26 protein-coding genes are annotated in these 25,838 nt (G+C 48.2%); 4 read left to right on the top strand and 22 right to left on the bottom strand.

From position 1 onward, the window contains the following. Positions 1–348 precede the first annotated feature (348 nt). From ACM615_RS03010 to ACM615_RS03115, 22 genes are all read right to left on the bottom strand, one after another. Positions 349–843: a LuxR C-terminal-related transcriptional regulator gene (locus tag ACM615_RS03010; protein ID WP_112287145.1), complete on the bottom strand. Its 495-nt coding sequence runs from the start codon at positions 841–843 to the stop codon at positions 349–351. An 80-nt stretch (positions 844–923) separates the two neighbouring features. Beyond that, entirely contained in the window at positions 924–1,808 is an 885-nt protein-coding gene (locus tag ACM615_RS03015) for a hypothetical protein (protein WP_431011412.1), read from the bottom strand. Between the two features lie 65 nt (positions 1,809–1,873). After that, on the bottom strand, positions 1,874–2,122 hold the full coding sequence (locus tag ACM615_RS03020; RefSeq protein WP_112287147.1) for an acyl carrier protein: 249 nt from the start codon (positions 2,120–2,122) through the stop codon (positions 1,874–1,876). 10 nt (positions 2,123–2,132) lie between these two features. Next, a complete protein-coding gene (locus ACM615_RS03025) occupies positions 2,133–4,214 on the bottom strand; it encodes a hypothetical protein (RefSeq protein WP_431011413.1) in 2,082 nt (693 codons plus the stop codon). A gap of 21 nt (positions 4,215–4,235) precedes the next feature. Further along, a complete protein-coding gene (locus tag ACM615_RS03030; RefSeq protein ID WP_431011414.1) occupies positions 4,236–4,703 on the bottom strand; it encodes a hypothetical protein in 468 nt (155 codons plus the stop codon). Between the two features lie 20 nt (positions 4,704–4,723). Beyond that, positions 4,724–5,830, bottom strand: coding sequence for an IpaD/SipD/SspD family type III secretion system needle tip protein (locus ACM615_RS03035; RefSeq protein ID WP_431011415.1), 1,107 nt, complete (start codon positions 5,828–5,830; stop codon positions 4,724–4,726). Between the two features lie 63 nt (positions 5,831–5,893). After that, the gene (locus ACM615_RS03040) at positions 5,894–7,138 is read right to left on the bottom strand and encodes a type III secretion system protein (RefSeq protein WP_431011416.1); all 1,245 of its coding nucleotides are present in this window, start codon (positions 7,136–7,138) and stop codon (positions 5,894–5,896) included. 50 nt (positions 7,139–7,188) lie between these two features. Further along, positions 7,189–9,240 carry a type III secretion system translocon subunit SctE gene (sctE, locus tag ACM615_RS03045; RefSeq protein WP_431011417.1) on the bottom strand — a complete coding sequence of 684 codons (2,052 nt, stop codon included), beginning with the start codon at positions 9,238–9,240 and terminating at the stop codon, positions 7,189–7,191. A gap of 2 nt (positions 9,241–9,242) precedes the next feature. After that, positions 9,243–9,794 carry a type III secretion system translocator chaperone SicA gene (gene sicA / locus ACM615_RS03050; protein WP_112287153.1) on the bottom strand — a complete coding sequence of 184 codons (552 nt, stop codon included), beginning with the start codon at positions 9,792–9,794 and terminating at the stop codon, positions 9,243–9,245. Between the two features lie 132 nt (positions 9,795–9,926). Then, the gene (locus ACM615_RS03055; RefSeq protein ID WP_120161702.1) at positions 9,927–11,039 is read right to left on the bottom strand and encodes an EscU/YscU/HrcU family type III secretion system export apparatus switch protein; all 1,113 of its coding nucleotides are present in this window, start codon (positions 11,037–11,039) and stop codon (positions 9,927–9,929) included. Between the two features lie 12 nt (positions 11,040–11,051). Next, a complete protein-coding gene (gene sctT / locus ACM615_RS03060; RefSeq protein ID WP_112287155.1) occupies positions 11,052–11,816 on the bottom strand; it encodes a type III secretion system export apparatus subunit SctT in 765 nt (254 codons plus the stop codon). Positions 11,817–11,828: 12 nt separating this feature from the next. Then, the gene (sctS, locus tag ACM615_RS03065) at positions 11,829–12,083 is read right to left on the bottom strand and encodes a type III secretion system export apparatus subunit SctS (protein ID WP_112287156.1); all 255 of its coding nucleotides are present in this window, start codon (positions 12,081–12,083) and stop codon (positions 11,829–11,831) included. Beyond that, entirely contained in the window at positions 12,080–12,751 is a 672-nt protein-coding gene (locus tag ACM615_RS03070; RefSeq protein ID WP_112287157.1) for an EscR/YscR/HrcR family type III secretion system export apparatus protein, read from the bottom strand. The genes sctS and ACM615_RS03070 overlap by 4 nt, the downstream gene beginning before the upstream one ends. Beyond that, positions 12,741–13,664, bottom strand: coding sequence for a FliM/FliN family flagellar motor switch protein (locus ACM615_RS03075; protein WP_431011418.1), 924 nt, complete (start codon positions 13,662–13,664; stop codon positions 12,741–12,743). Before ACM615_RS03075 ends, ACM615_RS03070 begins: the two co-directional genes overlap by 11 nt. Then, entirely contained in the window at positions 13,661–14,695 is a 1,035-nt protein-coding gene (locus ACM615_RS03080) for a type III secretion system needle length determinant, SpaN/EivJ family (protein ID WP_157960958.1), read from the bottom strand. Before ACM615_RS03080 ends, ACM615_RS03075 begins: the two co-directional genes overlap by 4 nt. Further along, on the bottom strand, positions 14,676–15,137 hold the full coding sequence (locus ACM615_RS03085) for a type III secretion system protein (protein ID WP_112287160.1): 462 nt from the start codon (positions 15,135–15,137) through the stop codon (positions 14,676–14,678). Before ACM615_RS03085 ends, ACM615_RS03080 begins: the two co-directional genes overlap by 20 nt. Further along, positions 15,121–16,416 (bottom strand): type III secretion system ATPase SctN, encoded by a 1,296-nt coding sequence (gene sctN, locus ACM615_RS03090; RefSeq protein WP_431011419.1) that lies wholly within the window; start codon positions 16,414–16,416, stop codon positions 15,121–15,123. The genes ACM615_RS03085 and sctN overlap by 17 nt, the downstream gene beginning before the upstream one ends. A gap of 17 nt (positions 16,417–16,433) precedes the next feature. Then, on the bottom strand, positions 16,434–16,841 hold the full coding sequence (locus ACM615_RS03095; protein ID WP_112287162.1) for a hypothetical protein: 408 nt from the start codon (positions 16,839–16,841) through the stop codon (positions 16,434–16,436). Between the two features lie 12 nt (positions 16,842–16,853). Beyond that, on the bottom strand, positions 16,854–18,905 hold the full coding sequence (locus tag ACM615_RS03100) for an EscV/YscV/HrcV family type III secretion system export apparatus protein (protein ID WP_431011520.1): 2,052 nt from the start codon (positions 18,903–18,905) through the stop codon (positions 16,854–16,856). Between the two features lie 47 nt (positions 18,906–18,952). Then, positions 18,953–20,074: a type III secretion system gatekeeper subunit SctW gene (gene sctW, locus ACM615_RS03105; RefSeq protein WP_431011420.1), complete on the bottom strand. Its 1,122-nt coding sequence runs from the start codon at positions 20,072–20,074 to the stop codon at positions 18,953–18,955. Between the two features lie 14 nt (positions 20,075–20,088). Continuing rightward, positions 20,089–21,870: a type III secretion system outer membrane ring subunit SctC gene (gene sctC, locus ACM615_RS03110; protein WP_112287165.1), complete on the bottom strand. Its 1,782-nt coding sequence runs from the start codon at positions 21,868–21,870 to the stop codon at positions 20,089–20,091. Beyond that, positions 21,863–22,732, bottom strand: coding sequence for a helix-turn-helix domain-containing protein (locus tag ACM615_RS03115; protein WP_431011421.1), 870 nt, complete (start codon positions 22,730–22,732; stop codon positions 21,863–21,865). The genes sctC and ACM615_RS03115 overlap by 8 nt, the downstream gene beginning before the upstream one ends. Before the next feature lie 429 nt (positions 22,733–23,161). Here ACM615_RS03115 and ACM615_RS03120 point away from each other — a divergent pair, with 429 nt between their 5' ends. The 4 genes from ACM615_RS03120 to sctJ are packed head-to-tail and all read left to right on the top strand — an operon-like array spanning position 23,162 to position 25,836. Continuing rightward, the gene (locus ACM615_RS03120) at positions 23,162–24,436 is read left to right on the top strand and encodes a PrgH/EprH family type III secretion apparatus protein (protein WP_431011422.1); all 1,275 of its coding nucleotides are present in this window, start codon (positions 23,162–23,164) and stop codon (positions 24,434–24,436) included. Then, complete coding sequence (gene sctF, locus ACM615_RS03125) at positions 24,429–24,692, top strand: type III secretion system needle filament subunit SctF (RefSeq protein WP_431011423.1); 264 nt, start codon at positions 24,429–24,431, stop codon at positions 24,690–24,692. The genes ACM615_RS03120 and sctF overlap by 8 nt, the downstream gene beginning before the upstream one ends. Positions 24,693–24,742: 50 nt before the next feature. Next, entirely contained in the window at positions 24,743–25,066 is a 324-nt protein-coding gene (sctI, locus tag ACM615_RS03130) for a type III secretion system inner rod subunit SctI (RefSeq protein ID WP_145496708.1), read from the top strand. Next, positions 25,066–25,836 (top strand): type III secretion system inner membrane ring lipoprotein SctJ, encoded by a 771-nt coding sequence (gene sctJ / locus ACM615_RS03135; RefSeq protein ID WP_112287169.1) that lies wholly within the window; start codon positions 25,066–25,068, stop codon positions 25,834–25,836. The genes sctI and sctJ overlap by 1 nt, the downstream gene beginning before the upstream one ends. The last annotated feature ends 2 nt before the right edge of the window (positions 25,837–25,838 follow it).

The raw sequence follows: 25,838 nt of genomic DNA on the forward strand, positions 1-25,838 counted from the left end.
ACATACGGGAGGCCGCTTGCTCAACTTAAGCGCTAAGGAAAATGTCCGCCGGATGTTGAGCACTGGCAGATTAAGTAGCCAGGAAAACTATTTTTTTGTGCTATTGATGTCTTACCGTAACAATGAGGAGGCTAAGAAATATATTATACACCGACAGCTACACCATGAATTTCCTCTGAGAATACAAGCCAACTCGTAATGAGTACAACCATGAGCACAAAATGATATATTAAATAAAATTAAGAATGGTTAACTCAAATCACGGTTAAACGTCAAACTAAACCTTAACATCATGCAAGAATCCACGAACCGGCGTGGATTCTTTTATAAATGCGGCGGATTTTACAATTACGTGTCCGGAAGAATTGCCGGTAATACAGTCTCCCAGGCTTGAAGAATACAGTGTAGCGTGTTGGTATTTTTCACTCCTAGCTTATGTAACCCTCTTATCGTATGCGAGCTAACGGTCTTTTCGCTGATGCTAAACATCTGGGCAAGATGCTTACGGTTAGGGACTTTGTATAATTCCTTAATTACCATCTCTTCTCTGCAGGTCAAAATGGCCATTGTCTCGTCATCTAAGTCCTTTTCAAGACTCGTTTGAAGGCGACTAGCATATGCTTTGAGAGTGGCATTTTTACCTAAAAAGGCATGGCTGCAATATACCAGTGCGCTGAATGAATCATTGATATCTGCATGGCGTAATTTATCACCATGGAAAATATAGACGTACTCGCTGCCCGCATCAAAAACTATCATTCCGGAGGTATCACTAATATTAAGCTTTTCGATTAATGAACGTACGCCAAGAATAAAATAATTATCGTAGGAATAAATCTGCACAACACCATCCGATTTCTAGCTGAAATATTTAGTTAAAGGCCTGCTAAGCAGGCCTTGAGTATGCTGACAAAGCGGGGAGGTTAGCAGGAGCGCATAAAGACCGGTTTTGGCGGCACGCCCGGAGGGCAATGGTCCAACAGGGCCGTAAATGCTGTCAATGCCTCATCTTTTTCTTTGTTACGCATCGCTATCTCTGCTGGGGTTGTGGCAAGCATTAGATTTACATCCAAATCAAATGTTTGTGCGATACCCATAATCCCAACAACGCTAGGGTCGTGTTGACGGCTCTCCATATTGATGTTTGCTAGAGATATTTCTTTATATGAACGCATGGCAGAAAGTAGCGAAATAAATTTATCTTTATTCTCACGTGCGTTAGCATCAGATGAATTGAATTTATTTTCAAAAATTTTATTTACTTCTGCTTTATTGTCTTTATTGGCCACCAGCGCTCTGCGCTCTTCTGGGGAAAATTTATTTTCCGCCAGCGTTTCCCCCATCCATTTTTTTATCAAAAAACTTGCTTCAACATTATTAATTTCATTAGTTTTGATCGCATCCAGAAATGCAGTCTGGTCGGTCAAGCGTTGATTAAATTCGCTAAATTTGATCGTTGGACTCTGTCGGAACATACCATTTATAGAGCTAGGGTCAGCTTCCATTTTCCGTATTAACTCCTGACAGAATATCCTCGTGTCGGCTCCCGAGATAGGATTAAGCGTAGTCACAGGCGGCGTTGACGCAGGAGCTTCAGCAGCCGAGGGACTCATCCTCTCACTAAGGCGATGGAAACCTGCAACGACCGCGTCTTTCATCGTTACCAGTGAGTTGTATACTTTTGTCACGCAAGAAAGAAATCCCTGCTGGACGCTATTCATGGCATTCCCTGCGGCCGTGGCGGCTTTGGCGCTGGCGCTTGCCATCGCCTGGTACAGTTCAGCAGGCGGAATCGGCATTGTAATCATTACATAGTTTCCTTATTAATTTACTGTCGCCCTCCCTATGTTCAGGCGACATTGAACGAACTGCGTTATGCACTTTCCTGCACGCGCTGGATAATATCCGCAACGGTCAGGCTGCTACTGATATCGGACTCTGGTATCGTTACGCCTATTTCTTCGAGCCGCATAAGGAGGTCTATAAGCTCAACGGAGTCCATTGCCAGGTCAGTAATTAAACTATCCTTCAGGTTAATATTTTTTGGTAGAACGCCGTTTACCTGATAAATGAGATTAGCCACCAGCGAAGCTACCGTTTTATCAATCACTGATTCATTCATAGTGAATAACCTATTGCTCGCGTCGGCGTATGAACTCAGCTAACTTTTCCTGAAAAGGAAGTTTTTCTTTGTCCTGCTCAACACTCTTATTTTCCAGAGCCCCGAATTTAGATTGATCTCGTGGCTTTAACCTCGACAGCACCGCATCCAGTTCAGCTGAGTCAGATTGGGAACCCTTAGGAACGAAACTCACCGGCTTCGACTCCCTGTTCCAGGAATTCACAGTGCGTACCGTTGTGTAAACCTGGTCGTTGCCAGACCTATTCCCGGGCATATTTACGGCCGCAGCATTAATTCGCGTTGGCTGGAAACCATCAGCTGCAGATTTACGGCTAACCTCTTCACCATCCTTGCGAAGCATTCCGTTATCAGTCGAATCCATGCCTGGATTGGCAGTTTTGACATTTGCGGGTGCCCTGTTCGCTGCCGAACCGTCACTCTGCACCTGAGGATTTAGTGGGGGTTCAGGTTCAGGCCTTATCAGGCTATCCGTTAAGTTCTTCTCAACATTATGCTCCACGGTTGGTTTTGCCTTTTCCCCTTCAGAAGCCAAGGCACCGTTTTTTTCCAGGTGAGCGAAGGCTGAAGGAGCCCTTTGCTTCAAAGCTTCAAACTTATCCGCCAGCGTCACGACTTTTCCGCTTGCCCGCTCAGGTTTAGTCTCTGGCCCAGGAGGGATAAAATGCGTCGGCGTTGAAGATCTGCGATTCAAAGGATCAATGTTGCGCGAGGTGGTGTAAATAAAATCACCGTTTGATAAAGAGGTGCGGCCGGACGGCTCCTTTTTCTCGCGCAGTACGACGCCATCGACGTTGTCCGCTTCCAAATTTTGCGCATTCTGCGTTTTGGACGCCTCGCCATCGAACGCCGTCTTCAGCATGTTTTGTTCAACCACAATGGTTGGCTGTTGCTGAACTTTGGGCTCAGGGTCAAGGCTCGAATCGTGAACAGTTTCCGTTTCAGTCGCCCCCTCAGTTTGAGTAGCGATGCTCTTTAATTCAGGCTTTGGTGTCTGGGTTTCAATTTCCCGCCTGGCAACGTTTTGCTGCGGAGTGTCGACAGCCAGCTCTTGCTTGTAGCCCTTTACGCCAGCCAGATTTCCAAGGAAGTTGCTACCGCCTCCAATGCCAGCATTAAACAGGTCTTTGATGAGACCCACCTTTTCAATATTGGTAAGCCCTGAATCCAGAATGTGCTTAACAATCGTAGAGTTAGAGTCCGCAGGCGAAGTATTCGCCGCACCAACTGAATGGGTAATATCGCCAACACTCCCCCCTTGGCTGGTGATATTCAGAGTAATGCCGCCCTGCCCTGGCCCGGTTGGAATAAATACTCTTTGGTTATCTGCACCACCGTCGGGGTTAGGATTCAGCATCTCCGGGCCTTGTGGTGCAGGGGTCACCGGTTCCGCATCATAAAATGTCAGCGTTTTCGAAATAGCGGCACAGTCATTGACGAAAAAGTTCAGCTTCTGGGCCATCGTTTCCCATGGCTGATTGGGCTGTGTCAGACCTTCTACGTCGTGCTTCAGGGTAGATTTGCAAACATCCAGACATTGCTTGAAGATGGCCTTGTCGTGAGTATCCACTGACTTCGCCTGGTGATGATCTTCCCAGGCTTCCATACAGTGTTCAATATACTTGTTGATCACCTTCTCAAAAGCGCCCGCGCTGTATTTTGAAACCAGGCCTGAGAGTTCTTTTGCTACCTTCTGCTCTTTATTTTCATTGCCGTTAGCTTCGGCAAGTTTCTTACAAACTTTATCAAGCTTGGCTAGATCTTCTGGATTACCGCTATCTTGCACATCCTTATAGATAACACCGATAAGCGTCCTGATCTTATTTCCTTCAGGGCTTAATTCTTTTTGAAGAAAATCGGCTGGGAGATTTTTTTGCGCCTCATGACAAACAAGCTGTTTTGCATTAACGGTCTGATGCGGCTGTTGTCTAAATAGGGCTATCGGATCGTTTCTACCTTCTGTAATCAGATTGATAAAAGCGGGTCTCTCGGTCGCGCATGCAGAGCTATCCATGCCTCTGGCATAGATAGATTGAATATCCTGTCTGACTGCACCATTAATAGATCCAGGCATAATAATAACTCCTCAACTGTCCTATGTTTTGACTTTGATGCAGGGCATAAAGCACCGGGTTAGGAAATTTAACAGCCGCTGAAAGACCGTTTTTTTTGGCTTATCACTCGTTTCTCGATAGCGACTGGATATTTCAGGCTGCGCGATTAAAGCTTGATCGGCACGGTCATTATTGTGCGAAGTAGCTTGATTTAGGGTATCTGCTCGCATATGAAAATAATAACGTTGTGCGGCGCAAACCCCTTCACCTGGCAATGAATGATGCTCTTCTGATGCAGAAGCATAGCCAAAATGTTCTTTAAAACTCCCCTGCGAGCTGTTAGACGACCCACTGTTCATACGTCTTAAAAAAGTGTCTGGTTCCGCAAATTTCACCTGCAAACCCGAAACGCGGCAGGCGAATGCACCATAGGTTTCATTTACTCCCTGAGTCAGATAAATATCTTGTCTTAAACTTTCTTGCGATGCGAACCTGTAGATGCTGTTCATATAACCCACCCAGCAAATTTTTAACCTAAGGCTTTAAGAACGTCTTTTGCACTTTCCGCAAGGGACGCGATCGCACCACTCAATACTTTATTTAAATTATCGAAGGTGCTGTTTGCCTGGCTATAACGTTGGGCAAAAGCCTGCATATTACTTTGCAGGGCGCTGCCGCCTGCATTAAAGGAGGCAAGCCACGCCTGGTAGCTGGCCGTAGAAACTTTGCCACCGCTAATACCTGATGGATAATTAGGTGCATCGCTGTACTGATCGAGGTTGAATTCGATTTTACCGCTACCGTTTACTTTAAAGGCAGGCGCAAGCGTGGTTTCCATACTTTTACGCTCTTCCGGCGTCATTTTATCCCAGTTTTTTACACTGCCCAGGTCGATACCGTTAACTTCATTCCTGAAGTCGTCATACCCTTTTTTCATGACGGATGTATCGAACTTAACATTATTACCGTCATCACCTGTGGAAACGGCTTTGGATGCCGCTCCCTGCACGTGCGTATTATAAGCTTCGTACATTTCCGTATACTTCTGCATCAAATCGGCATAGAAATCTACGTAATCGCCTTTGATTTCTTTAATGGCGAGGGCCATTCTGGCCCACAGCTCGGCATAGCTGGTGTGGGTGGAAATTTCGTCATCACCGCTCTTTGGCTCCGATGCAGGTTCCTGCGCCGCTCTTTGTTTCTCAGCCGAAAACTGGCTTAACGAATAGTTCGCCTTAGTACGATTTGTTACGATCTCGCGTTGGATATCCGATAACGCCTGAGCGCTACTCTTTACACGCTGTTCCTGATTGGCGACCATCTCAGCAACGTCATCCGACGGTTGCGCGCCGTCATTGGCCGTTTTGAGACACTCTAATGCGGCAAGCAGTTTGCTGTTGTTAAAATCTTCGCCGCTGGTATCCAAACCATACTGACCAAGTAGTGCCCTAATTTCATCAAACTTATCCGCCTTATTAGGGGTATCCAACTGAGCAATAAGCTCTTTTATTAGTTTCGTAGTCAGTTCCGAAGTTGAACCTGCGTGGGTTTCAGCCATCGGCGCAGCCTGGGTAGCGTTGGTATCAGAGGAATAATAACTAACGGGGTTGGGTACAGCATTATTTACGTTAAGCATGGCGATATTCCTTTTGAGCAACGTATGCAGGGTATCCCTGCATACGTTGCTTATTCTTCAGATTTAGCGTGTACGTTCCGCGATGGAAGATACTGCGCTGTTATTAGCGTTGAGTATGGTGTCGGTCATACTTCTGATGGCCGCATTGGTCTCAGCGGCCTTCTTGGCCGTTTGACTTTGGGTATTGGCCAGTTCGCTGTTAACATCGCGGTCGGCGCGGGCCAGCTCTGCCTCTTTCTGCTTCTCAGCGGCTGATACGCCAAATGCCCCTTCAACAGCCCCCTGCCCGGAACGAATACCCTGGTTGGCGTACTCGGCGGTAACACGGCTCTTCTGCGTCGCGAGCTGTACCGAATTGTGGGTATCGCGCTTAAGCGCGCTGGCGTGCATATCAGCAGCCTGCGGATGTGTCATGGTGGCCTCAACATCGCCGGACAGCTTTTTGTTCTGATGAACCATGGTGTCCTTGCCACTCTTAATCGCGGTCTGATGCTCGCGAACGCCAAGCTCAAGGTTGCGGGCCGGTTTCAGATTCTTGGTGATGGAAGTGCCTTCTTTATTTAGCGCCTTCATCTGGGTCGCGGTCGTTGCTCCCTGTCCTGCAATACCCAGCGCGCCGGAGGTGATCGCCCCGTTGAGATTCTGTCGAGCAGCCTCAATGGTTTTATTACCTGCGCGAGCCGCCGCATCTACGCTGCGGTTTGTTGCCGCCGCCGCCGCTTTGTTGGCATCTCGTTCAGCATTTAACATTACGGTGGTGATGGTATTGCTCACCTCGAGCTGCTTCATGGAACCCACAACGTTGATGAACCGTGGGCCCGTGGCATCTGTGGCGGTGATATCAGTGCCGCCTTCCACAGCGGGCTGCGAACGAGCTTGACCAGCGGAAGACGAAGCGTTGCTCACGGATGACTGACTGTCACTTTTCCCGATATCTGCCGATTTATTATTTGGCTGCGTAATATTGATCTGTGAAGTTAATACGCCAGGCACTGAGGCTGCCAGGCGCTCTGCTTTATTTGCATCCCCTTCCCCTGCGACGGATAATTTCACAGTTTTAGCCGGGGTATCAGTTTCAATATCTCCCCCTTTGCGTTTCTGTGCCGCAGATGATGCCTGAGTCATATCGGTACGCAGACTCTGCTTTTCCATCATCAACGACAGCATGCCCTCTTTTTTTGCGAGATCGGACATGTCCTGGACATTTCTTTTCTCTTCCTGAATAACAACAGTTTTTGTTTCGGTCTGAACGTCCTGCACGCGTAAATAACGCTCGGACGCACCAGCACCAATAATTGGATCGGACATAATTGATAAAACTCCTTTATATTATTGCGGGTAAAAAATAGTCCCGCCGTTTATCCGGCAACTGCACTCATCTGTTTAGTAATATATTTACCGGCCTGCGCCTGGTTTTCCGCAACCGTTGAGATATTGCGCACAATCTCACTGACCGATTCCATTCGATGGGTAAAGCTATCGATGGCGCGATTCATCATTTCGTTAAGCAAATCCTGAAGCGCTGCGTCCTTCATCATTTCAGCTCTGATCTTCGACGCTTCCAGCAGCATACTGGCCGCAACAATCCCGACAGCCGCCTGGCTTGAGGTATTGACCATGCTCAGACCCACCACAGCCTTCTGGCTGTAATTAGAAACCTTGGCCATTTGCAACTCGTCTGCACCCAATGAACGGCCAAAACCTTTGCTTAGCCGCTTAATAACCTGGCCGATGGCACTGTCCATCAATTTTTGCATGGTAGATTTTGTGGCTTTTTCAGCCACTTCTTGCGCTACCTCTTCCGCAACTTCCTTCACCGCGGTGCGCACCACGTTTTTGGTGACGTCTTTAACGACCTCTTTTTCCACTTCAACAGCAACATTTTTGGCCATGGTCTTGCTGGCTTCTTCTGCCACGTCGACACCAATCTTTTTCATCACCGTGCCAAAAACTTTGCTCATCACGCTACCCGCCACCATTACACCGGCGACAAGTACCGCCGCCGCCGCGATCGCGCCCAGGATTTGTCCCACCATATCTGCCGTGTCTTTATCGACGCCGAAGGATTGAAGAATGGCTGAGAATATTTTGCCCATCATCTCCATCAGCGGTTTCACGATCGCATCCATCAGCGGCTGCATCGCGTCGGCCATAAACGAACGGCCGGTCACGGCCTGGCTTATCTCGTCACCAATCGCCAGCGCTAGCCCAACGGCCGCCAGTGCCAAAGAAGCGCCACCGGTGAATGCCGCAGCGGCAAAGCTGACGGCCGTAACAATCCAGCCCAAAACCTTGCCAATGCAGCCCATCGTCTTCTGCATTTCTTCAGCTTTACGCACTTCCTCTTCGTATTCCTTGGCCTTTTTCTCCGCGTCCTTAGCCGCTGCTTCCGCCAATTTCTGCTTCAGCTCCGCCGACGCCTGAAGATCGTCACTGGAACTTTTGTTAATCAGCTGCGCCATCAGGGCCATGAGGAATGTCAGGGTTTTAGACTCTGCGTCAGCCTCCTTACGCCGCTGTTCAATGGTGCTTTGCTGCTGCGGGTTGAACGACTCAACCATCTTCTGCGACTTAGCCTGCGTCGCATCTAATGCCGATCGGGAGCTTTTCTCCGCAGCGATTGCAGGATTCAACGTCTTATTAGCAAAGTTGTTATAGGCGGTTGTGGCCTGGGTGAGGTTAGCCTGCGCAGCGTTCACCGCCGTTTTAGCAGCATCAACCTTGTCCTGTAGTTCTTCAGAAACCGGGTCTTGTTTTGCGGCCTCGGCCTCAAGGGCTGCTAATTTTCTTTGCGCGTCATCAAGCGCAGATTGGGCCTTTCCGACATCCTGTGAAAGCGCATCCGCCTGCTGTTGCGCAGCTTTAAGCGCGTCAGCATCGCTGGCCCATTGCGTCCCCTGCAGCTCTAACTGGGCTGCCATCTCGGAATAGGCACTCGCGGCGCCATCCATCATGGCGTTGATGCCCTGCAGCTGGGCGAGCAGGTTACTCATCGACGTTTCATTCGTGAGCTGCATGACTTTCCCGAGCAATGCCGTCGCCCAGGCCGAAGCAGAAAGCTTCGCTTCGCTGCCGCTTTTTGCCGTGGCGGGCTCGCGGCTCGCCGGAGACTTAAGCTGAGGAATGTCCTGGTTATCTAAGTTCGTCCTTGGGGTATTCCCGTTGACGGTATTGATAGTCGATTTCAACAGCTTGAGCAGCTGATCGGGCTGCAGGGTTTGCAGCGCACCCTTGACAGAATTCAGCTGCGGATGATCTTTTAACTCCGCATTGCCGAGGCGTTTTGCCTGTGCGGTTTGTTTTTTTAACTCAACATCGCCCGCTTCCATCCCCGCCTGATGTTGGTCTACCGGCTCTTGGGTCGCTTGCTCCAGAATGACTGGTCGCGCCACCTGCCTGATTATCTCCATTATTATTCCTCATTAAGTTTCTCCTCTTCAGGAGTATCGGTCTTGTCATTATTTATTTTATTAAGCGCGGAAATATAGGCTTTCGCCTTTTCACTTAATAACGCGTCTTTACACCTGCTAATAACAATATCGAAGCATTTACGAGCCTGCACACTCTGTCGCAGCATCAGGTTACATTGACCGGCATAAAACATTGGCCTGAAGTCATCTTTAGATAAGGAATAAGCAAGTGCATAAAATTCGATAGCTTTGGCATAGTTCTTTTTAAGCTGATAGACCGCCGCAAGACCCATTGCATATTCAGGGTTATAGAAATCATAAATGCACAAAAAACGGAACAGAGACTCGGCATCGTCCAACTTTCCATGATGATAAAAATCGTACGCCAGCTTATAAACGTCCTGCATGGTGTCATTAGGTACGGCATAGACATCCTTAAGCGTCGCCCCGTTTTGAATGGCATCCAGCAGGCTTTCAGCATAAGCATCGAGTTGCTCATCACTTTTAAATTCTTCTTCATCGTTGAGTAATTCCAACATATTTTTATTAGCCATTGCAGCCTCTTTCCTTATTAGTTGTTAACATCTAAAAACAGCCAATTAACCCAAAGGCGAACAGTGAAGAAGATATAATCATCATACTGTTGCGCCCCGGTAGTTAATACAAAAAAACCGCACAGGTGTCCGCTACGAATGGCCCGTTGGCGGTTGCTGACTTTCCGGCAATGTAGATTCGGCCTCCTCGTCGGCCGCCGCCATTTGGGTCATGCCCGCGGCTTCGACCTGACGCAGCCAGATAAGAATGTCCATAACGTCAATCAGCACATCATCATTTAGCGAAATGAAGCTGTACTGGCTATAGGTGCGATACAGCCTGCGGGTAAGCGGAATATTGCGTACTACCGGCACGCCGATTTTTTCCGCATAGGCAATCGCCGCTTTGGCTTTCATGTTGGTGCAACGCAGAGCAATAAAGGGCAGCGATGCCACTTCCGGGTTAAAATAGATCGCCATCGCGATATGCGTTGGGTTCGCCATCACCACCTCAGAATTTCTGACCGCGGCCATTTCCTCCCCGGAAAGTATCTCCTGGTGCGCTCGCCGTCTGGCACTTTTAATCTGTGGATTGCCGTCGCTCTCTTTACGCTCCTGTTTGACCTCATGTTTATCCATTTTGAGATCTTTGAAATGGAGAAAATATTCAACGATAAAATCTGCAATCAGCACAAAAACCGACCAGCCAATAAACACCAGCACGGCCTTCAGCGTCAGCGAAACCCAACAAGCAATAAGCCCGGCTATATCGGTCCGATAAAGCGTTAATGCCTGGCGAAGGTCGTTGTGAATCAGGCAGTAGCAGGTCGCCGCAAATACAATGAGATAGCAAACTGATTTCACCAGCTCTTTTACCGTGCGCATGCTGAAGATCTTTTTTACCCCTTCCACCGGGTTTAGCGCTTTGAAATTTAGCTTGATGGCTTCAGTTGCAATAGAAAACCCAGTCTGCAGCAAGGTTGCGGCCATACCCACCAGCGCACAAAGCGCAATAAATGGCAGGCTAAGCAGAAAGAAAATACGCATTAAGCCCATGAGGAAATCATTTATCCCAATCTGGGTGCTGTACAGCAGGGTCATGGAGTAAAAATGGGTGAAGTCACTGAAACTCATGCCATAGGCCAGGTAAAAGATCCCGGTTAGCAGTATCACCGTGGTAATAAGATCCTTACTTTTAAACGTCTGGCCCTTTTTAGACGAGTCCTTGCGCTTTTTACTGGTAGGCTGTTCTGTTTTTTCTGCCATAGAAATATTTCCTCAGGTAAGAAATTGCTGAAAACCTGAAAGCGAGAACATGTGTAGCGGTTTCTCAGATAGCGAATGAAAGCCGTAGAAAAGGAAAACTGCGAAGGCGATAAAGCTCTTGATGGTTAGAGACAGTGAAAAAGGGTTGAGCTGCGGGCAATAACGTGCGAACACGCCGAGCAACATTTCGGCGATCATCATCACTAACATCACCGGCGCAGCAAGGAGAATGCTGTTTTGCACTAATACCACCAGCAGATGTCCGGCCTGTTCCCAGTGAACACCTTCTAAGGAACTCCCTCGTGGAAACATTTGATAGCTTTGCACCATCACTTCCATAAGTAGCCGCATGCCTCCGCTGGCAAAAAAAATAGCACCGAAGGCAAAGTTTAAAAAACCCGATAATATCGAGCTTTGCACCCCGTTAACCGGGTCGATACTGTCACTGATTGTCGCGCCGCGTTGGTTATCAAGAATTTCACCGAGGCCGATGACTACCCAGAAAGGCATACACAGCGTAAACGCTAAAATTAACCCGATAATACATTCTTTAATTATAATAATAAGCCACCCCTGCTCTGGACTTAATACCGTTTCAAAGCAGGGCCAAAGACCGATGATCGTCAGCGAGATAATCGTGTTTTTAATAATCAGATTTGATAGAACCCGTTCGCCCAGTACCGGCAGCATATAAAAGACGATAGCCAGCCGCGCGTAAACGATGACAAAAGTCAGCACGCTGTGCTGAAAATTAAGATAGAACGCCACAAACAGCATATATTTTCCGTTTTAACGAAAAGCCATATAAAAAGCCTGAGTGGCGAAATTCGTCATTTCGGCTGAAAACCACTCCATCAGCATAAAAATGCTGGCAAATACCGCCAGCATTTTCAGCCCAAAAGGCAGCGTTTGTTCCTGAATTTGCATGATGGTCTGAAACAGGCCAACGATAATGCCAACGATGGTAGCAAAGGCGATAGGTACCGCCGTTAGCTTCAGCACAACGAGCAGCGCGGAGTTACCAATAAATAATACATTACTCATGATGTCATCAGATCGGCGTACTGGGCGATCAGTCCTTTGGTTAACAAACTCCAACCGTTCATTGACACGAACAGAATGAGCTTAATAGGAATCGAAATGGTCACCGGGCTCATCATCATCATCCCCAACGCCAGTAGGATACTTGAAACCACCATATCGATGACTACAAACGGGACGTAAAGATAAAACGCAATTTTAAATGCGCTCTGTATTTCGCTTAGCGCATAGGCTGGCATCAGGGTCATGAGCGGCAGGCCCGTTAATTCATGGTCTTCCACCTCAGGCTCCGGCTCACCGGTTCTTTGCTGCTGTACTTTATTAAAAAAGCGGATTAAGTCATGATCGGAATAATTCACCAGATAAGCCCGGTAACTTCCCAACCCCTGATCCATAAGTTGAGTTACGGAGCTGCTGTCATTGAAGTCGATATGGTTTTCTTCAATATAGCCGGAAATTTTCTGACACACGGGCATCATGACAAAAGCGCTTAAAATAAGCGCTACGCCATTTAAGGTTAAGGTCGAAGGTACCTGTTGGATCCCGAGGGCATTGCGCACCATCACCAGCACAATGGAGAACTTAATAAAGCAGGTTCCCCCGGCAATAATAAAAGGCAATAAGGTGAAAAACGACAATATCGCAATTAAAGAAATATCATTACTCAACATCAGGCTGTACCATGTTACCTGGCAGGGTGGGGTTCACGTGATTAACCTCAACCGCCAGAGATCCGTTCTCCAGAGCCACCAACTCACCGCGGGCAAATAGTTTTTTGTTGAGGTAGATTTTAATATTTTGTTCTGCTTCTGGGGTCAGCGCCAATGACGTGCCCGGCGTTATTGCATCTAATTCCGCCAGTGTCACCGTCCGGCCATCCAGCACAAATTTAATATTGACGGGCAGACTGGTCCAGTCGTGCAAAACCTCATCTTCATAGTATTCCTGGTAATGCTCTTCTAACTGCTCTTCCACAATAACCTCCTGATTAGGGTAATAACTCAGTTTAAAAAGTTGGCGATCGCCTACCGTCAGATGGGGCAAGTTCTGTTTTATCAGCAGCAAATCCCCGGCAGCCACGTCTGCTAACTGGGCAAGGGAGAGCTGGCTGTATCCCAGCACGTAGTTCAGCTGGAAAGGCACCTGATTGGCGGAGATGGCCGGTACATGCAATGCGCGCTCCCCGCTCTGTGGCCAGTCAAGGCACAGCAGCTGGCAAGGCTCTGCGGGGATCGCAAGCGCCTTTTCCGGCAGGGCGCCTGCGGGTAGCGCAATATGTATCGCATCCCACACCTGCTCCTCGACCAAAAAGCTCAGTTCGAGATGGTTTAACCAGCGCGCCAGATAGTTGAGGGGAACCTCCAACCAGGGGATATCGGGCAGGTGGACATCCATGTATCCGAGCCAGGCGTCAACGCTAAGCCAGGCCTGCGACCGGCTACCCTGCTTATCCTCAAGCTGCACCTGCAAATAGCGCTCCTGCCCGCTAAACTCAGCGATCTCACTACCAGGGTGATGGTTACGCAGCAGCTCAAGCGTCAGTTGGCGGCCGTCAAGCTTGCGTAAATGATCTCTCAAACTCATTCCTGATCCTCATCCTGCTGTTGCTGCTGCCGCCGCTGCTGTTGCTGTTCATCTCGCTCCTGCTGTGGGCGCAGAAGATCGGGGCTGAGACCTGTCAAATGGCCCATATTGCGAAGCAGCACATCCGCTGCACGAGCATCGGAAGGAAGCAAAGTGACATTCCCTTCCCGGCGTGCTTCGGTTGGCACCGAAATTCTGACCGAATGGTCGCCGGACCAGCGTTGAAACTGATAGTTCACTTCGAGCGTCTGGCCTTTGTTTTCGCCTTTCACCCCGCTTTCCAAACCGGCCTGAGTCTTCAGCTGCTGGAGCGTTGCGGGGCTATTTCTGCTTTGTGCCGCTGTTTCGCCCTGCTTTGGCACCACGTTCTCCGGCTGCTTCGCCCCCTGCCAAAGCGGTCTTGCTTCGCCAGAATCTTCCTTTATTCGAAACGGCTTTTCCTGGCGGCCCGCCTCAGCCTCCGGGGCCGATGTAGTGACGATGCCAGGGTTTACTACGGCGGCAGCCTGAGGGTGCTGAGCCGTGGTGGATTGATGAAGTTTTGTAGCCGCGTCTACGAGCGTATTTGTTGCAACGTTTATGGCGACAGACGTGGTGGATTGCCCCTCGGTTCTGGATGCGCTCGCCACAGCCCTGGTGCTTAACGGGCTGGTGACCTCGCCTTTTTGGACGACGACGGAGTTTTTGCCTGCGTTCTGCGTAGCCATCTGGCCAGCAACGACCAACGCCACCTGCCGACGCAGGCCATCGCCCTTCTTCGTCTGGCGTGCTTCGGCGGCAAGGCCCAAAGAGGCGGCAGCGACTTCTTTTGCAGCCTGCTTTTCGGTTTTCTGCAGGCCTCCCCCCTTCGCTAAGGAGGTCGTTAATCTAACCAGCGCACCCGGCGGTAGCATGGCGGCCAGCGAAATATTCTCGCCGCCCTCATCCTGCTTTTTCTTTTTCGCAATATGTTTTAGCAGCGCGTTGTCATCCGGCGTTGAATCGCCCTTCATCGTAACGCTCATACTGACTTCAGAAACTTTTTCTACCATAACCCGCAATCTCCTGAATTTCGTTTTCTGCATCATTGTCGCAGCGGCGTATATAATCGCGGCGCAGCGGCTGCAAATAATAAGAAAGTTTGTAGTGCTTTTTATCCAGCAGGCTCATTGCGGCGCGATGCTGCTCAAGATTGTGCTCCAGATTATATTTTTCATTTTCCAGCTGATTTATTTTATGAAGAACCAACTGCTGGTGAGTTAATAAAGCCCCCTGCTTCCTTATTCCCTTATAAATATCCGCACGGCTGTGTAAGCCGGAAGGGGTTAACATTTTTATCTGCTGGTTGATATCCGCGCACTCCTGCTGATGCTCAGCAATTGTCTGCCTTATTTTTGCTAATCGGTTTTCCGTTTTTACGATATCGCCCTGCAGAATCTGTTGTTTGCGCTCCAGCAGGGAGACAAACTCGCGCCCTTTACGCCACGCTTCCATATAAACTTTCCAGACAGGCCTGCATGTCGGTTTTTTCGTCCATGCTTTGTTGGAGAAAAGCTTCCATCTGGTTTTTGTGATCAAAAGCGGCATCGTTTTCCGGATTCTCGCCGCGTCGATATTCGCCGAGATCCAGATAGAGCTGCATCTCTTTTTGACGTACCAGATATTCACGAAAGCGTTTTGCTAACTGACGGTGTTCCGAGTCTGTTACCTGTAAAAATACGCGGCTAATGCTCTGCATAATATCAATCGCCGGATAGTGTCCTTTCGCGGCCAGCTTTTTGCTGAGATAAATATGCCCGTCAAGAATCGAGCGGACTTCATCGCCAATGACATCCGACTCTTCCTCATTTTCAATCAGCACCGTATAAAAGGCGGTGATGGAACCGGTTAAAAACCGTCCTGGCCGCTCCAGTAATTTCGGCAAGGCCTCAAATACGGATGCCGGGTAGCCTCTTCGGGCGGGCAACTCTCCCATACTTAGCGCCACATCACGCAGCGCTCGCGCATAGCGGGTTATTGAGTCTATAAACAGAAGTACGTTTTTACCCTGCTCGCTAAAGAACTCGGCTATCGTCGTGGCAATCTGCGCCGCGTTGCAGCGCTCAACACAGGAACGGTCTGACGTTGCGTAAACCAGCACGATCTGTGAACAGCGCGACGAACGCTTTAGCTCTTCAACAAACTCGGTGACTTCACGTCCACGCTCGCCAATAAGCCCGATGACGTAGATATCCGCTTCGGAATGTTCAACGATCATGCTCATCAAAGAGGTTTTGCCGCAACCCGCCGCCGCAAAAATCCCCATACGCTGCCCCTGGCCACAGGTCAGCAGGCCATCAATTGCCCTGACACCGGTCGCCAGAGATTCAGCGATAGGCTTACGCTGGGTAAAATCTTTAGGCGCCCCGCAGGCCTCCAGGCTATGCGCACCGGTCAAACTCTGCTGCACGGCGTTGTCCAGGCGCCCGCGAACAGTACCGGTTGCGTCAATGATTGCCCCGGCGATATTTTTATGAACATCGATACGAAAAGGCTTGCCGGTCGGCAGCAGGACATTGCTGCGTGAAAAGCCCTGATTATCGTTAAGCAAGCTCAGTAACGTATGCTCCTTATTGAATCCAATCACCTGGGCCGTCCCCAGCACTTCGGGTTCAAGTAATGATTTCTGAATCTCGCATATCTCACCGATGCGCGTCCCCGGCAAATGCGCTTCAATCACATTTCCCTGAATACGTAACGGGTGTGCTAGATGAACCAGGCATTTGGCTACCATTGTGTGAACCTCAGTAATTAAACCAGTACGGCGCGGTATTCCTGCAAAATACTCAGGTAGTTATCCAGCATCGATAAAAAATCATCCGGCGCCTGCAGGTATTTTTCTTTCACCTGAGCACGCAGTTCAATATTGCCGTCAACGGGGTATAAACACGGCTGGCCGGTGTAAAAATACTCTTCGTTGTGATTAAGCATCAGGGGCAAAAGGCTCGCGCTGCAATAGCTTAAAGAGGCTGGAGCCTGCTCAACAATTTTCGCCCACACCCATACTTCATCATCTTCACTTCTGACGTGAATAGTTGGAATATCATCTTTCATATTCAGAGAGATGGTTGAGTGGTTGCTCAGATCGCTATCCAGAATATCAGCCATCCCGGCATCTTTAAGCATGGTGGAAAGCAGTGCAACAACGTCGTATTTCATTTATTACCTCAATTAATTTTCTAACGAACCAATGACATCAACATCCACGCCGGATGCAACATCGCCATAAGAAAGCACTTCCATTTCCGGGTAGCTTCCTTCAATGATTTTTTTCACAAAGCGACGAATATCCAGTGACACCATCAAAATAATATCGCGAGCGTTAGCGCCATTGCTGCTAATGCACTGCTCGAGGCTTCTGATAATACTTTCAGTTTCCGGTGGCGGTAGATTGATAAATGTCCCGCCAGAAGTTTGGCGAATTCCACCACGAACCAGGCTTTCCATATCGTGCGACATAACCAGGGTGCGAATTTGCCCGTTGGCCGCAAAGCGGTTAGAGATATAACGTGATAACACGCTGCGAACGTGCTCCACCAGCATAATAGGGTCCTTTTCCTTGGGCGCCCATTGAACTAAGGCCTCAAGAATCAGACGCATATTGCGAATAGAAATACGCTCCTGTAATAGCCGCTGGAAAACTTCGGTAATACGCTGCACGGTATTATTTCGATAACACTCTTTGAGTAGCTCAGGATATTTTTTCTCCAAATCGTCAAGCAGCGTTTTGGCCTCCTGAATGCCGAAGAACTCGGAAATATTGTGCACCAGCAAAGTTGAGACGCAGGCATAGAATTCATCGATCGCCGTTCTTGAATAAAAACCAAGCTGTAAGGCGGTTTCACTCCGTTCTTCAGGGATCCAATAAGCGAAACCCTGAGCCGTTTCTACCGCCTGCACGGTAGAGTCAATAACTTGCAGCTCATCGCCACGCATCAGCACTTTGCACATGCCCGGTAAAATGTCATACGTGGCAACCTGAATTTCATTGATTGAAACCGTTAGCTTGCCGCGCACCATTTGCTGGTCGTAGTTCATCACAACTTCCGGCAGACGAACGCCGTACTCAATAAAGAAGTTACGTTTGAGCAACGAGCACAAATTATGCTCCTGGAAATAGTTCTCGTAGCCCTTCCAGGCGGTAATGATGAGCGGAATCGTTTCTGGGATGTACTCCCCGTCGATCATCACCGGTTTGCTTTTCAGTACCGGTTCTTCATCTTCTTCTACAGAATTAACTGTCGGCTTTTTACCTTTTTTAGCATCAAGCTTATCCTTGATGAAAATGCCTAATAGTAAAGCTGCCAGCAGAACGAAGACCGGCAACGGGAAGCCCGGCAATATCCCCAGAGCAATAGCCAATACGGCCGTAACAAGTAGGATGAATTTATTATGAAACATATCCTGCAAGATTTTTGCGCCGAGGTTCGTGTTCTCACTGTTATTTACGCGGGTGACGATCAGCCCACCGCTTATGGAGATTAACAGCGCCGGAATTTGTGCAACCAGAGCATCGCCGATGGTCAATAGAGTAAATACAGACATCGCATGAGATAAATCCATGCCGTGCTGTAATGTGCCCACCGCTATCCCGCCCAGTAAGTTCACGAAGATAATAATGATCCCCGCAATGGCGTCGCCCTTAATAAACTTCATCGCACCATCAAGCGCGCCGTATAACTGGCTTTCAGCTTCAAGATCGCTGCGGCGACGCTTGACTTCTTTTTCATCGATAACCCCTGCCTTGAGGTCAGCATCAATGCTCATCTGTTTGCCCGGCATGGCATCTAAAGAGAATCGTGCAGCCACTTCCGCGATGCGCTCCGACCCTTTGGTGATGACGATAAACTGCACGATAGTAACGATGAAGAAGATAACAAAGCCCACCACCAGGTTATCCGCAATGACGAACTCCCCGAAGCTGGCAATAATTTCCCCAGCGTCGGCATCCGCCAGCACCAGTCGACTGGTACTGATAGAGATTGCCAAACGGAATATCGTACTAATTAGCAGAATTGATGGAAAAGTCGAAAAATCCAAAATCCTTGTAATATAAAAAGAACCCAAAAAAATCAGCAGTGCCATCGTCAGGTTAAGTCCAATAAGGAAATCAACCAGGTATGTCGGCAATGGGATAATCAACATCACCACGACCATAATCATTATCGTTAAGATAATAAGCTCTGGCCTGTTACGAATTTCGAGAATAAATCTTCTAAGCATGAGTAGTTGCACATCAATCCATGGCAGACAAACTAGTTTGCCTGCGACTATTTGTAATATTCATTCCAGATGCCGGTATTTTTCTCTTTTTCGAGCATTTTATGCAGCAAAGCAGCCAGATGATTGACAATAACTTCCCGATAAAGCGTATCGACGAAGAGGAACTCAGGCGTCATATTATAAACATTGCGCAGTTCTTGAATGACCATCGACCGCTGCTTGAGCAGCAGCAATGACATAAAGTTTTTACTGAACTCTTTTAACGCCAATTTAAATTCGTCAGTATCCACTAAACCCGCTATATAAAGCCCTACAATATCGGCCTCGCCCAGCATCAGCTGATTGTTTCTCATCTGTTCCCAAAACGGGAATTTAGCAAAACTTTTATTTAGCAGCTGGTCCAGCGTGTGGAGCAAGCGTGCATCTGACAATTTTGCGCTGAGTGGGCCAAATTCAGAAGAATGAATTCCGGGTTCATTGGCCTTCATATCAGCAATCAGAGCCGACAGTGTGAAAGCCAATAAACGCGTTCTGTTCTGATAACCGTAAACATCAATCCAGTCTTTGTAGATAAAGCCTGCAGGCATCTCTAATTCAAGAAAATTAAGATAGCTATTGCGCAGGTCCTTTGCCGACAGGGGCCTGTCACCGCTACCGTCGCTGAACCGTTTTGCCAGGCGACCTACATTCATTCCTGACTGCATTTTTTTGGTGTCGCCAAATTTTTCTAAATCGGCGATCGCTTCTTTGATTTTCTTCTTCTGAAGTTCAGACAGCTGGCGGCTCAACAGCATTTCACGCAGCGCGAGCATTAAATCGCTGTCATCCGGGAAAAGCTGGCGGGCGAAGTTCAATAGGTTATTGAGGTCACGAAGCTTGGTCACATGCTTAATTAATGTGTCCAGCTTTTCATCTGCCAGATCCTCAAGCATAGAGGAGACAAAATCGTTATCTGCGCTGTCGTTTTTACGCCCGGCTTTGCTAAAGCGACCAAATGCGCTGAGGAGATCGGCCATTTCCTCTGCGGCATTACTCATCTCTTCCTGCAAATTAATAGGCAGCGCTTCTTCGCCCGCATCAAATACGGGCTGGCCTGCTGCGCTACGGTTTTCCGGGATTTGCGGTTCAATGCGATTAAAATCAACGCCAGCAACAGAACGAATGTCCATAACTCACCTGGTCCTTAATTGTTTTTCATCGTTTCACGTAACATGGAGACCGTCGATTTCAACGTTACCTCGTTCCCCACCCAAGTTCGGCCCAGCACGGGGTTATTTTCCTCCGGTCCCCGACCCTGCCAGGTTTCGCCGCTTGCCAGTAAACCTGGCTGTATAAGGAATAAGCGAACCATTTTCTTGTGACTGGTATAGCTGTAATCAAACAGCTTACCCAACACAGGAATGTCGCGCAGGAGCGGGATGCCCACGCTGTGATGTTCATCCTGATCGCGGCTGTAGCCACCGACCAACAGGCTATAGCCCACGGGCACGCGCGCTTCCGTACTTATCTGGGTGTTATTCACCATTGGCAGGCTGTCGACATTTTCGGTTTTACCCTCAGAGTTGAGAGGCAGGCCGCCATCCTGAATATTCAGGATCATCTCAATCTCCTGCTGGCGCTGCGCCAGACGCGGCAATACGCTAATCATGGTGCCGTAGGTAATCTTTTCGAGTGAGGAGTTACGCTCACCTACCAGCTTGGCGTAAAAGCTGCTGTTATTATCAAATAGCGCCGGAACATTTTCCTGAGTCAGGATCTCTGGACGTGAAACCACCTGTGCATTGCCTTTTTGCGCAAGTGCGGATACGTCCGCCAGAAAATGAATGCTGTTTTCCGGAGTCAGTGAACTGGTATTAAAAGCAACGCCGGTATTGCCTATTTTTGCCGCACCCTGCCAGCGAATTCCCAGCTCGTTAATATCATCCTTCGAAATATCAATGATCCACAGCGACAGCTGTATCTGCTGTTTAGGTACATCAATTGCGCTGACTAAATCCTCAACAAAACTTACCTGCCTTTCGGAACCCTGAATGAGCAAGCTGTTGGTATCCGAATAGCCGACAATATTGATGGACGATTGGCCGAGGGAATCTGACTCATACTCCCGTTTCGCCGATGACCCCGAATTAAATGAAGGCAACGGCGGAAAATTTCCCTTTTGTGTGGCCGAAGCGGCCTCAAGCGCGCCTCGCGTATCATTATCTACGGTGATGTTCGCCCCGGCTGGCGCTGAACGTCCGCCACGGCTATCGCCTGAGTTATTCAGCAGCTGGTTCAGCACCGTCGCAACGCCCGGCACGATGACAGGGCTGTCGCGCTGGGTAAAGGTGCGATCGTTCACAAAAGTATTTTTAAGCTTGATCACGCGGATCGTGTTTTCACCCGTTCCGGGACGGGCATAGGTTGCATCAATATACTTTGCAGCCGCCGCGATAAGTTCGACATAGACCGGCGGCCCTGAGACATAAAAAGAGCCAGAGCGCCCGTCTGAACGCAGCGGGAAACGAGCGTCGTACAGCCCTGAGGACTTGATGAAGGCAACCAGCCGGTCAAACGGCGCATAGGACAAGCGCACAATGCTGCTTTTGATTTCGCTGGCATCGTAAACGTACACAGAGCTGCCATCGTCATACCAGATAAGCCCGGTACGTGAAGCCAAGGTATTTAACAGCTCCTTCGGCTTGCTAAGATCGAAATTTCCTGAGACCCGTTTTTTGGCCGCCTCCGTACTGACAACAAAGGGTTTATTCAGCGCGCCACCGATCACAAAAAATAGCTGTTGAACGCTGTTATTACTGGCGACGTAGGTATTTTCGTCATCCCGCGAACCGTTACGGACATCGACTGGGCCACCCGAGTAATCCTGGGTATCCAATAATGCGCCGACCGCCGAATTACAGCTCAATACTCCCAGCAATAAATACGGCAGATAGCGGACCGGCAGTTTCGCAACCATCTTATTCATGAAGCAAGCCTTCCAATTTTTTAAACTCCCTCGGTGTAATGCCAAACAGTGATTTTATTTCACTAGAAAAATGAGACGACGACGCATAGCCGTTATTTCCTGCGATAGCCGCAATTGAGTTATCTTTTTCAATCAACTGCAGGGCACTGTGCGCCGCTCGCCAAAGGCGTAACTGTTTTTTTGGCCCCCGGGTAAAAGCATGGTGGCAAAGCTTCCTGAAATAGGATTCAGATACGCCGTAGATCTTACTGGCATTACCAATCTTATGACTGTCACTCTCTTTATCTTCATTCATTACCTGAGATAACAGAAAATGGGCAATCCAATAGCTTTCGACATTCCTGACAAACGAAAAGAGATTTTCCAGGCGGCGATCCTGAGGCTTTAATAATGAAAAAATCAACATCCCCATCAGCGATTTGCATTCATCGTCCACTAAAATTGCCAGATTCCGCTCGGTGTGCATCAGTAACGAAGTATTTGTCTCCCCTATGCGCGGCTCGGCGTTAACGCTGCGAGATTTAGCCTGATAATCCAGGAATGAAAACAGCGTGCTGGCCTGTGACATCGACAGTATTTCAACCATCCAGTCACCCCGAAATGCGATCTCCATGTTATTCAGGGTCGATAGCACAATGGGTTGAAGAATATTATTCAGACGATCGTCATAGTTCTCCCTCAGTTCACCTGAGGCAGATACGCTCATAACGGATTCACTATTTAGCGGTCGCGCAAACAACACGCCGTTATTTAAATCGATACATTCGTCACTCACGTAAAGCGGCATTTCCGCATTTGCGCTATCATTTACGCGTTGCCGCATTATGTTTTTCTGATGGCATTGAGCATTGCTATCTAGCATAGTTTTCTCTTACCTCAGCTTTTATTTAGAAATAATATTTAAGCACTTGATTAAGAACTATCTAATACAGCGCCTCGAAGTGCCAGTGAATTTATCAGAAAATCCTAGTTCGTCAATGCAAGTTGAAAGAGATAAAAAAAGAATAAAAATCATAAAAAAAGCTTCAACAAAAAATCAACAGACAATGTTGAGTTTAATAATCGGTAGCGCTACAGTGTGCCGTCTTAAAGATGCAATATCCGTATGCCGTCAAATAAATTCATCGTGAATGTAAAAATATTTTTCCATTCGCGAGGCACTTCATTCCTTTTGAAAACGTTTCTATTAAATGGCACGGCTTAGCATTAGGAAGTTGTAGTGCAGATTAAAATAAAATCGCACGGGCGCTGCTCGTTAGATTGCTTATTTACATTATTAATGGCCCTTTCTATGAACAGCGACATGAACGAATTAAACGATGATATGCCTGTACCAGAGGCACTGAAAAAATTCACCCTGAAGGTGCTGTTTGGACCCATGTTTGGCTGTGAACTCCACCTTCCAGCAGACGATTACTTTCTCATCATCAACCCGGGACTTGCACCCCAGGATAACGCCACGGGAACGATGTTGCCCGGAGAGCATGCCGCAGCCTACACGCAGAATACGCTTTATCTACCCTGTGATATGCCGTCACCCAACATTATCTTGCGTTTGTCGGCTCTTTTCCGAGATGAAGAATCGGAAGAAGGATATCGTCTTGAAGTACAGGGGGTGGATAGAAGCTACCCGGCGCTGCTGAAGGAAAATGAAGTTTTCGTGCATGAGCACATCCGCTTTGCCATCAAACCTAGTGAAGATGACTGGCCTGAAAATATTAAAAACTTCAACCTTCCCCCGGCCCTCGATGCTGAATTCAGCGAACAGGAGAAGCTGGAAGAGTTTAATGCAAAAAAAAATCATGCTCTCGTTATCGGTTCAATTATTCTCTTACTTCTTGTGATTACCGCAGGCGTAATCTGGTATAAAAAACTGGAAAGCGATCGGCAGGTTTTAACATTAAATGAAGCGCTGGCGGGCGCACCGATGCCTGTGGATATTGTTCGTGGCCGTGATAATAATCTTATCTACGTTCTTATCCAGAACTTTCAGGCAATGGAATGGACGCGGGAAGCACTCTTCAAATTGCAGGGCAAGGACAGCGTGATTCCTGTTTGGTTAACGCAGCAAAGAAATGAAGTCATTACGCAGCTGGCTAATGCGGGTTACCCCGTTTTACAAATTGACTATTCCAAACCTCAGCACCCGGCAATTGCACTTTACAGAGGATTAACCCTACAGGAAGAAAAAAACTTCAAGGCTATTGTTTTACAAAAAATCCCTTTTGCTCTCGACATCAAAGTCCTGGTAAAAACTAAAGCTCAGTTATTACAGGAAGCTCGCCAGGGTCTGGATCGTTTGCACATTTACTACCGCCAAATCAATTCCACTAGCGGTTATGCTTTGGTGGTTCGTGATGCCCTGAGCGACAGCGCTCTACGTTCTTTGCAGAATTTCATTAAACAGTTCAATCACCAATGGGGAAACCGCGTGATTAATTTTTCAATTAATCTCGACGAAAACTGGTTACAAGATAAGTCATATGTTGACTCTTCTAATGGCTATCTGTTTTTGAACCCTCGTCATTGGTACTTTCCCCTAAAACAAGGAGACTTAAATGGCTGACACAAACGCACCTACTGTGGATAACAATGGCTATTATCTGGATGAAGTATCTGCCGGCTTCGAAGCTGGTGCTAAATCTATGATGGAGGAATTAAAGACAGCTGAAGCTGAATTGAAAGCCGACCCGTCTGACCCAGCCGTATTGGCCAATTATCAGTCGAAGCTACAGCAATACACGCTCTTTCGTAACGCCCAGACAAGTACCGTAAAAGCCTATAAGGATATTGGCGCGGCCATTATTCAAAACTTCCGTTAATTAGCCCGGGTACGCGTTGCTCTCGTACCCTTTTCTACTGTGGAGTAATTATGAGTCAATTTAATGAAGCCCTGTCGGCATTAACCCGGCTCACGCCAAATACCATCAACCCTGAAGATAACCTATCCGTAAGCGTTCACGATCGAAATTTTAATAATTTAGTATCCAGCACGTTTACTAAAGTCAGCGAAACCGACGCGCAGTTTAAAAATGTGATTAATACCCTTAGCCAATCTCCGCATTACACCAGCAATCCGGAGAAGCTACAGATGCTACAAAACTATATCGGTGAATACAGTAACTACGTTTCCCTGGTGAGTACTCTTGCACGCAAGGCGGTGAGCACCATAGAAACCCTGGAAAAATCGCAATAATGATAAAAAAATATTCACGTGTCCTCGCTGCCGTGCTGTTAACTTTTATGCTTAGCGCCTGTAATGACGAGAACCTACTCTTCAACCTTACCCAGGAGCAGGCCAACCAGGTTCTGGCTATTCTGCAGCAGCATAATATTTCAGCGAAAAAGGACGGCAATCTTAAGGCTGGCTATACCGTCTCGGTCGGGGAGTCTGAAGGTACCGCCGCGCTGTCTATCATTAATCAGTACCAGCTGCCGTGGGCCGCTGACGTTCAGATAGGGCAGGCTTTTCCGGAAAGCTCTCTGGTTTCTTCACCCAACGCCGAGCAGGCTCGCGTACTCTCATTACAGGAGCAGCGGCTTGAGCAATCGCTGCGCATGATAGCTCCGGTCGTTAATGCGCGCGTTCATGTCAGCTATCCCCCCTTTAATAACGATACGAGCGGAAAAAAAGCCACCGGCCACGTCGGCGTGCTTATTTCCTATAAAGGCGAGATTGACGATAATTTGTTTATCTCGCAGATCAAAACGTTAATCAAAAATAGTTTCGATGACGTGCGCTACGAGAATATTTCGGTGGTTCTGTTCCCCGCCCCGGTTATCCAGTACGTTGCGCCGACCAGAGTACCCGCCAGCATCCCTGCCCTGTGGATTATCCTCTTTTCTGCTATGGCTTTGTGCGCAGCCGGCACGGCGGGCTTCATGCTCTATAAGCTTAGCCGCCGCCCGCCTTCAACCCAGGATAACGCTGCCGAACTGATTGAAGACGAGGCCGCAAAACCATGAGA

The sequence above is a fragment of the Rahnella sp. PAMC25617 genome, assembly GCF_050606005.1.
GTDB classification, from domain to species: domain Bacteria; phylum Pseudomonadota; class Gammaproteobacteria; order Enterobacterales; family Enterobacteriaceae; genus Rahnella; species Rahnella variigena.

What these genes read in the sequence shown, in the direction of transcription:
- ACM615_RS03025 (WP_431011413.1), bottom strand. Translation starts at nt 4,214, where the DNA reads ATGCCTGGATCTATTAATGGTGCAGTCAGACAGGATATTCAATCTATC.
- ACM615_RS03095 (WP_112287162.1), bottom strand. Translation starts at nt 16,841, where the DNA reads ATGAAATACGACGTTGTTGCACTGCTTTCCACCATGCTTAAAGATGCC.
- sctI (WP_145496708.1), top strand. Translation starts at nt 24,743, where the DNA reads ATGAGTCAATTTAATGAAGCCCTGTCGGCATTAACCCGGCTCACGCCA.
- ACM615_RS03055 (WP_120161702.1), bottom strand. Translation starts at nt 11,039, where the DNA reads ATGGCAGAAAAAACAGAACAGCCTACCAGTAAAAAGCGCAAGGACTCG.
- ACM615_RS03035 (WP_431011415.1), bottom strand. Translation starts at nt 5,830, where the DNA reads ATGCTTAACGTAAATAATGCTGTACCCAACCCCGTTAGTTATTATTCC.
- sctC (WP_112287165.1), bottom strand. Translation starts at nt 21,870, where the DNA reads ATGAATAAGATGGTTGCGAAACTGCCGGTCCGCTATCTGCCGTATTTA.
- sicA (WP_112287153.1), bottom strand. Translation starts at nt 9,794, where the DNA reads ATGGCTAATAAAAATATGTTGGAATTACTCAACGATGAAGAAGAATTT.
- sctW (WP_431011420.1), bottom strand. Translation starts at nt 20,074, where the DNA reads ATGGACATTCGTTCTGTTGCTGGCGTTGATTTTAATCGCATTGAACCG.
- ACM615_RS03020 (WP_112287147.1), bottom strand. Translation starts at nt 2,122, where the DNA reads ATGAATGAATCAGTGATTGATAAAACGGTAGCTTCGCTGGTGGCTAAT.
- sctS (WP_112287156.1), bottom strand. Translation starts at nt 12,083, where the DNA reads ATGAGTAATGTATTATTTATTGGTAACTCCGCGCTGCTCGTTGTGCTG.
- sctT (WP_112287155.1), bottom strand. Translation starts at nt 11,816, where the DNA reads ATGCTGTTTGTGGCGTTCTATCTTAATTTTCAGCACAGCGTGCTGACT.
- ACM615_RS03080 (WP_157960958.1), bottom strand. Translation starts at nt 14,695, where the DNA reads ATGGTAGAAAAAGTTTCTGAAGTCAGTATGAGCGTTACGATGAAGGGC.
- ACM615_RS03015 (WP_431011412.1), bottom strand. Translation starts at nt 1,808, where the DNA reads ATGATTACAATGCCGATTCCGCCTGCTGAACTGTACCAGGCGATGGCA.
- ACM615_RS03120 (WP_431011422.1), top strand. Translation starts at nt 23,162, where the DNA reads ATGAACAGCGACATGAACGAATTAAACGATGATATGCCTGTACCAGAG.
- sctJ (WP_112287169.1), top strand. Translation starts at nt 25,066, where the DNA reads ATGATAAAAAAATATTCACGTGTCCTCGCTGCCGTGCTGTTAACTTTT.
- ACM615_RS03085 (WP_112287160.1), bottom strand. Translation starts at nt 15,137, where the DNA reads ATGGAAGCGTGGCGTAAAGGGCGCGAGTTTGTCTCCCTGCTGGAGCGC.
- ACM615_RS03040 (WP_431011416.1), bottom strand. Translation starts at nt 7,138, where the DNA reads ATGTCCGATCCAATTATTGGTGCTGGTGCGTCCGAGCGTTATTTACGC.
- ACM615_RS03115 (WP_431011421.1), bottom strand. Translation starts at nt 22,732, where the DNA reads ATGCTAGATAGCAATGCTCAATGCCATCAGAAAAACATAATGCGGCAA.
- ACM615_RS03030 (WP_431011414.1), bottom strand. Translation starts at nt 4,703, where the DNA reads ATGAACAGCATCTACAGGTTCGCATCGCAAGAAAGTTTAAGACAAGAT.
- sctE (WP_431011417.1), bottom strand. Translation starts at nt 9,240, where the DNA reads ATGGAGATAATCAGGCAGGTGGCGCGACCAGTCATTCTGGAGCAAGCG.
- sctN (WP_431011419.1), bottom strand. Translation starts at nt 16,416, where the DNA reads ATGGTAGCCAAATGCCTGGTTCATCTAGCACACCCGTTACGTATTCAG.
- ACM615_RS03075 (WP_431011418.1), bottom strand. Translation starts at nt 13,664, where the DNA reads ATGAGTTTGAGAGATCATTTACGCAAGCTTGACGGCCGCCAACTGACG.
- sctF (WP_431011423.1), top strand. Translation starts at nt 24,429, where the DNA reads ATGGCTGACACAAACGCACCTACTGTGGATAACAATGGCTATTATCTG.
- ACM615_RS03070 (WP_112287157.1), bottom strand. Translation starts at nt 12,751, where the DNA reads ATGTTGAGTAATGATATTTCTTTAATTGCGATATTGTCGTTTTTCACC.
- ACM615_RS03100 (WP_431011520.1), bottom strand. Translation starts at nt 18,905, where the DNA reads ATGCTTAGAAGATTTATTCTCGAAATTCGTAACAGGCCAGAGCTTATT.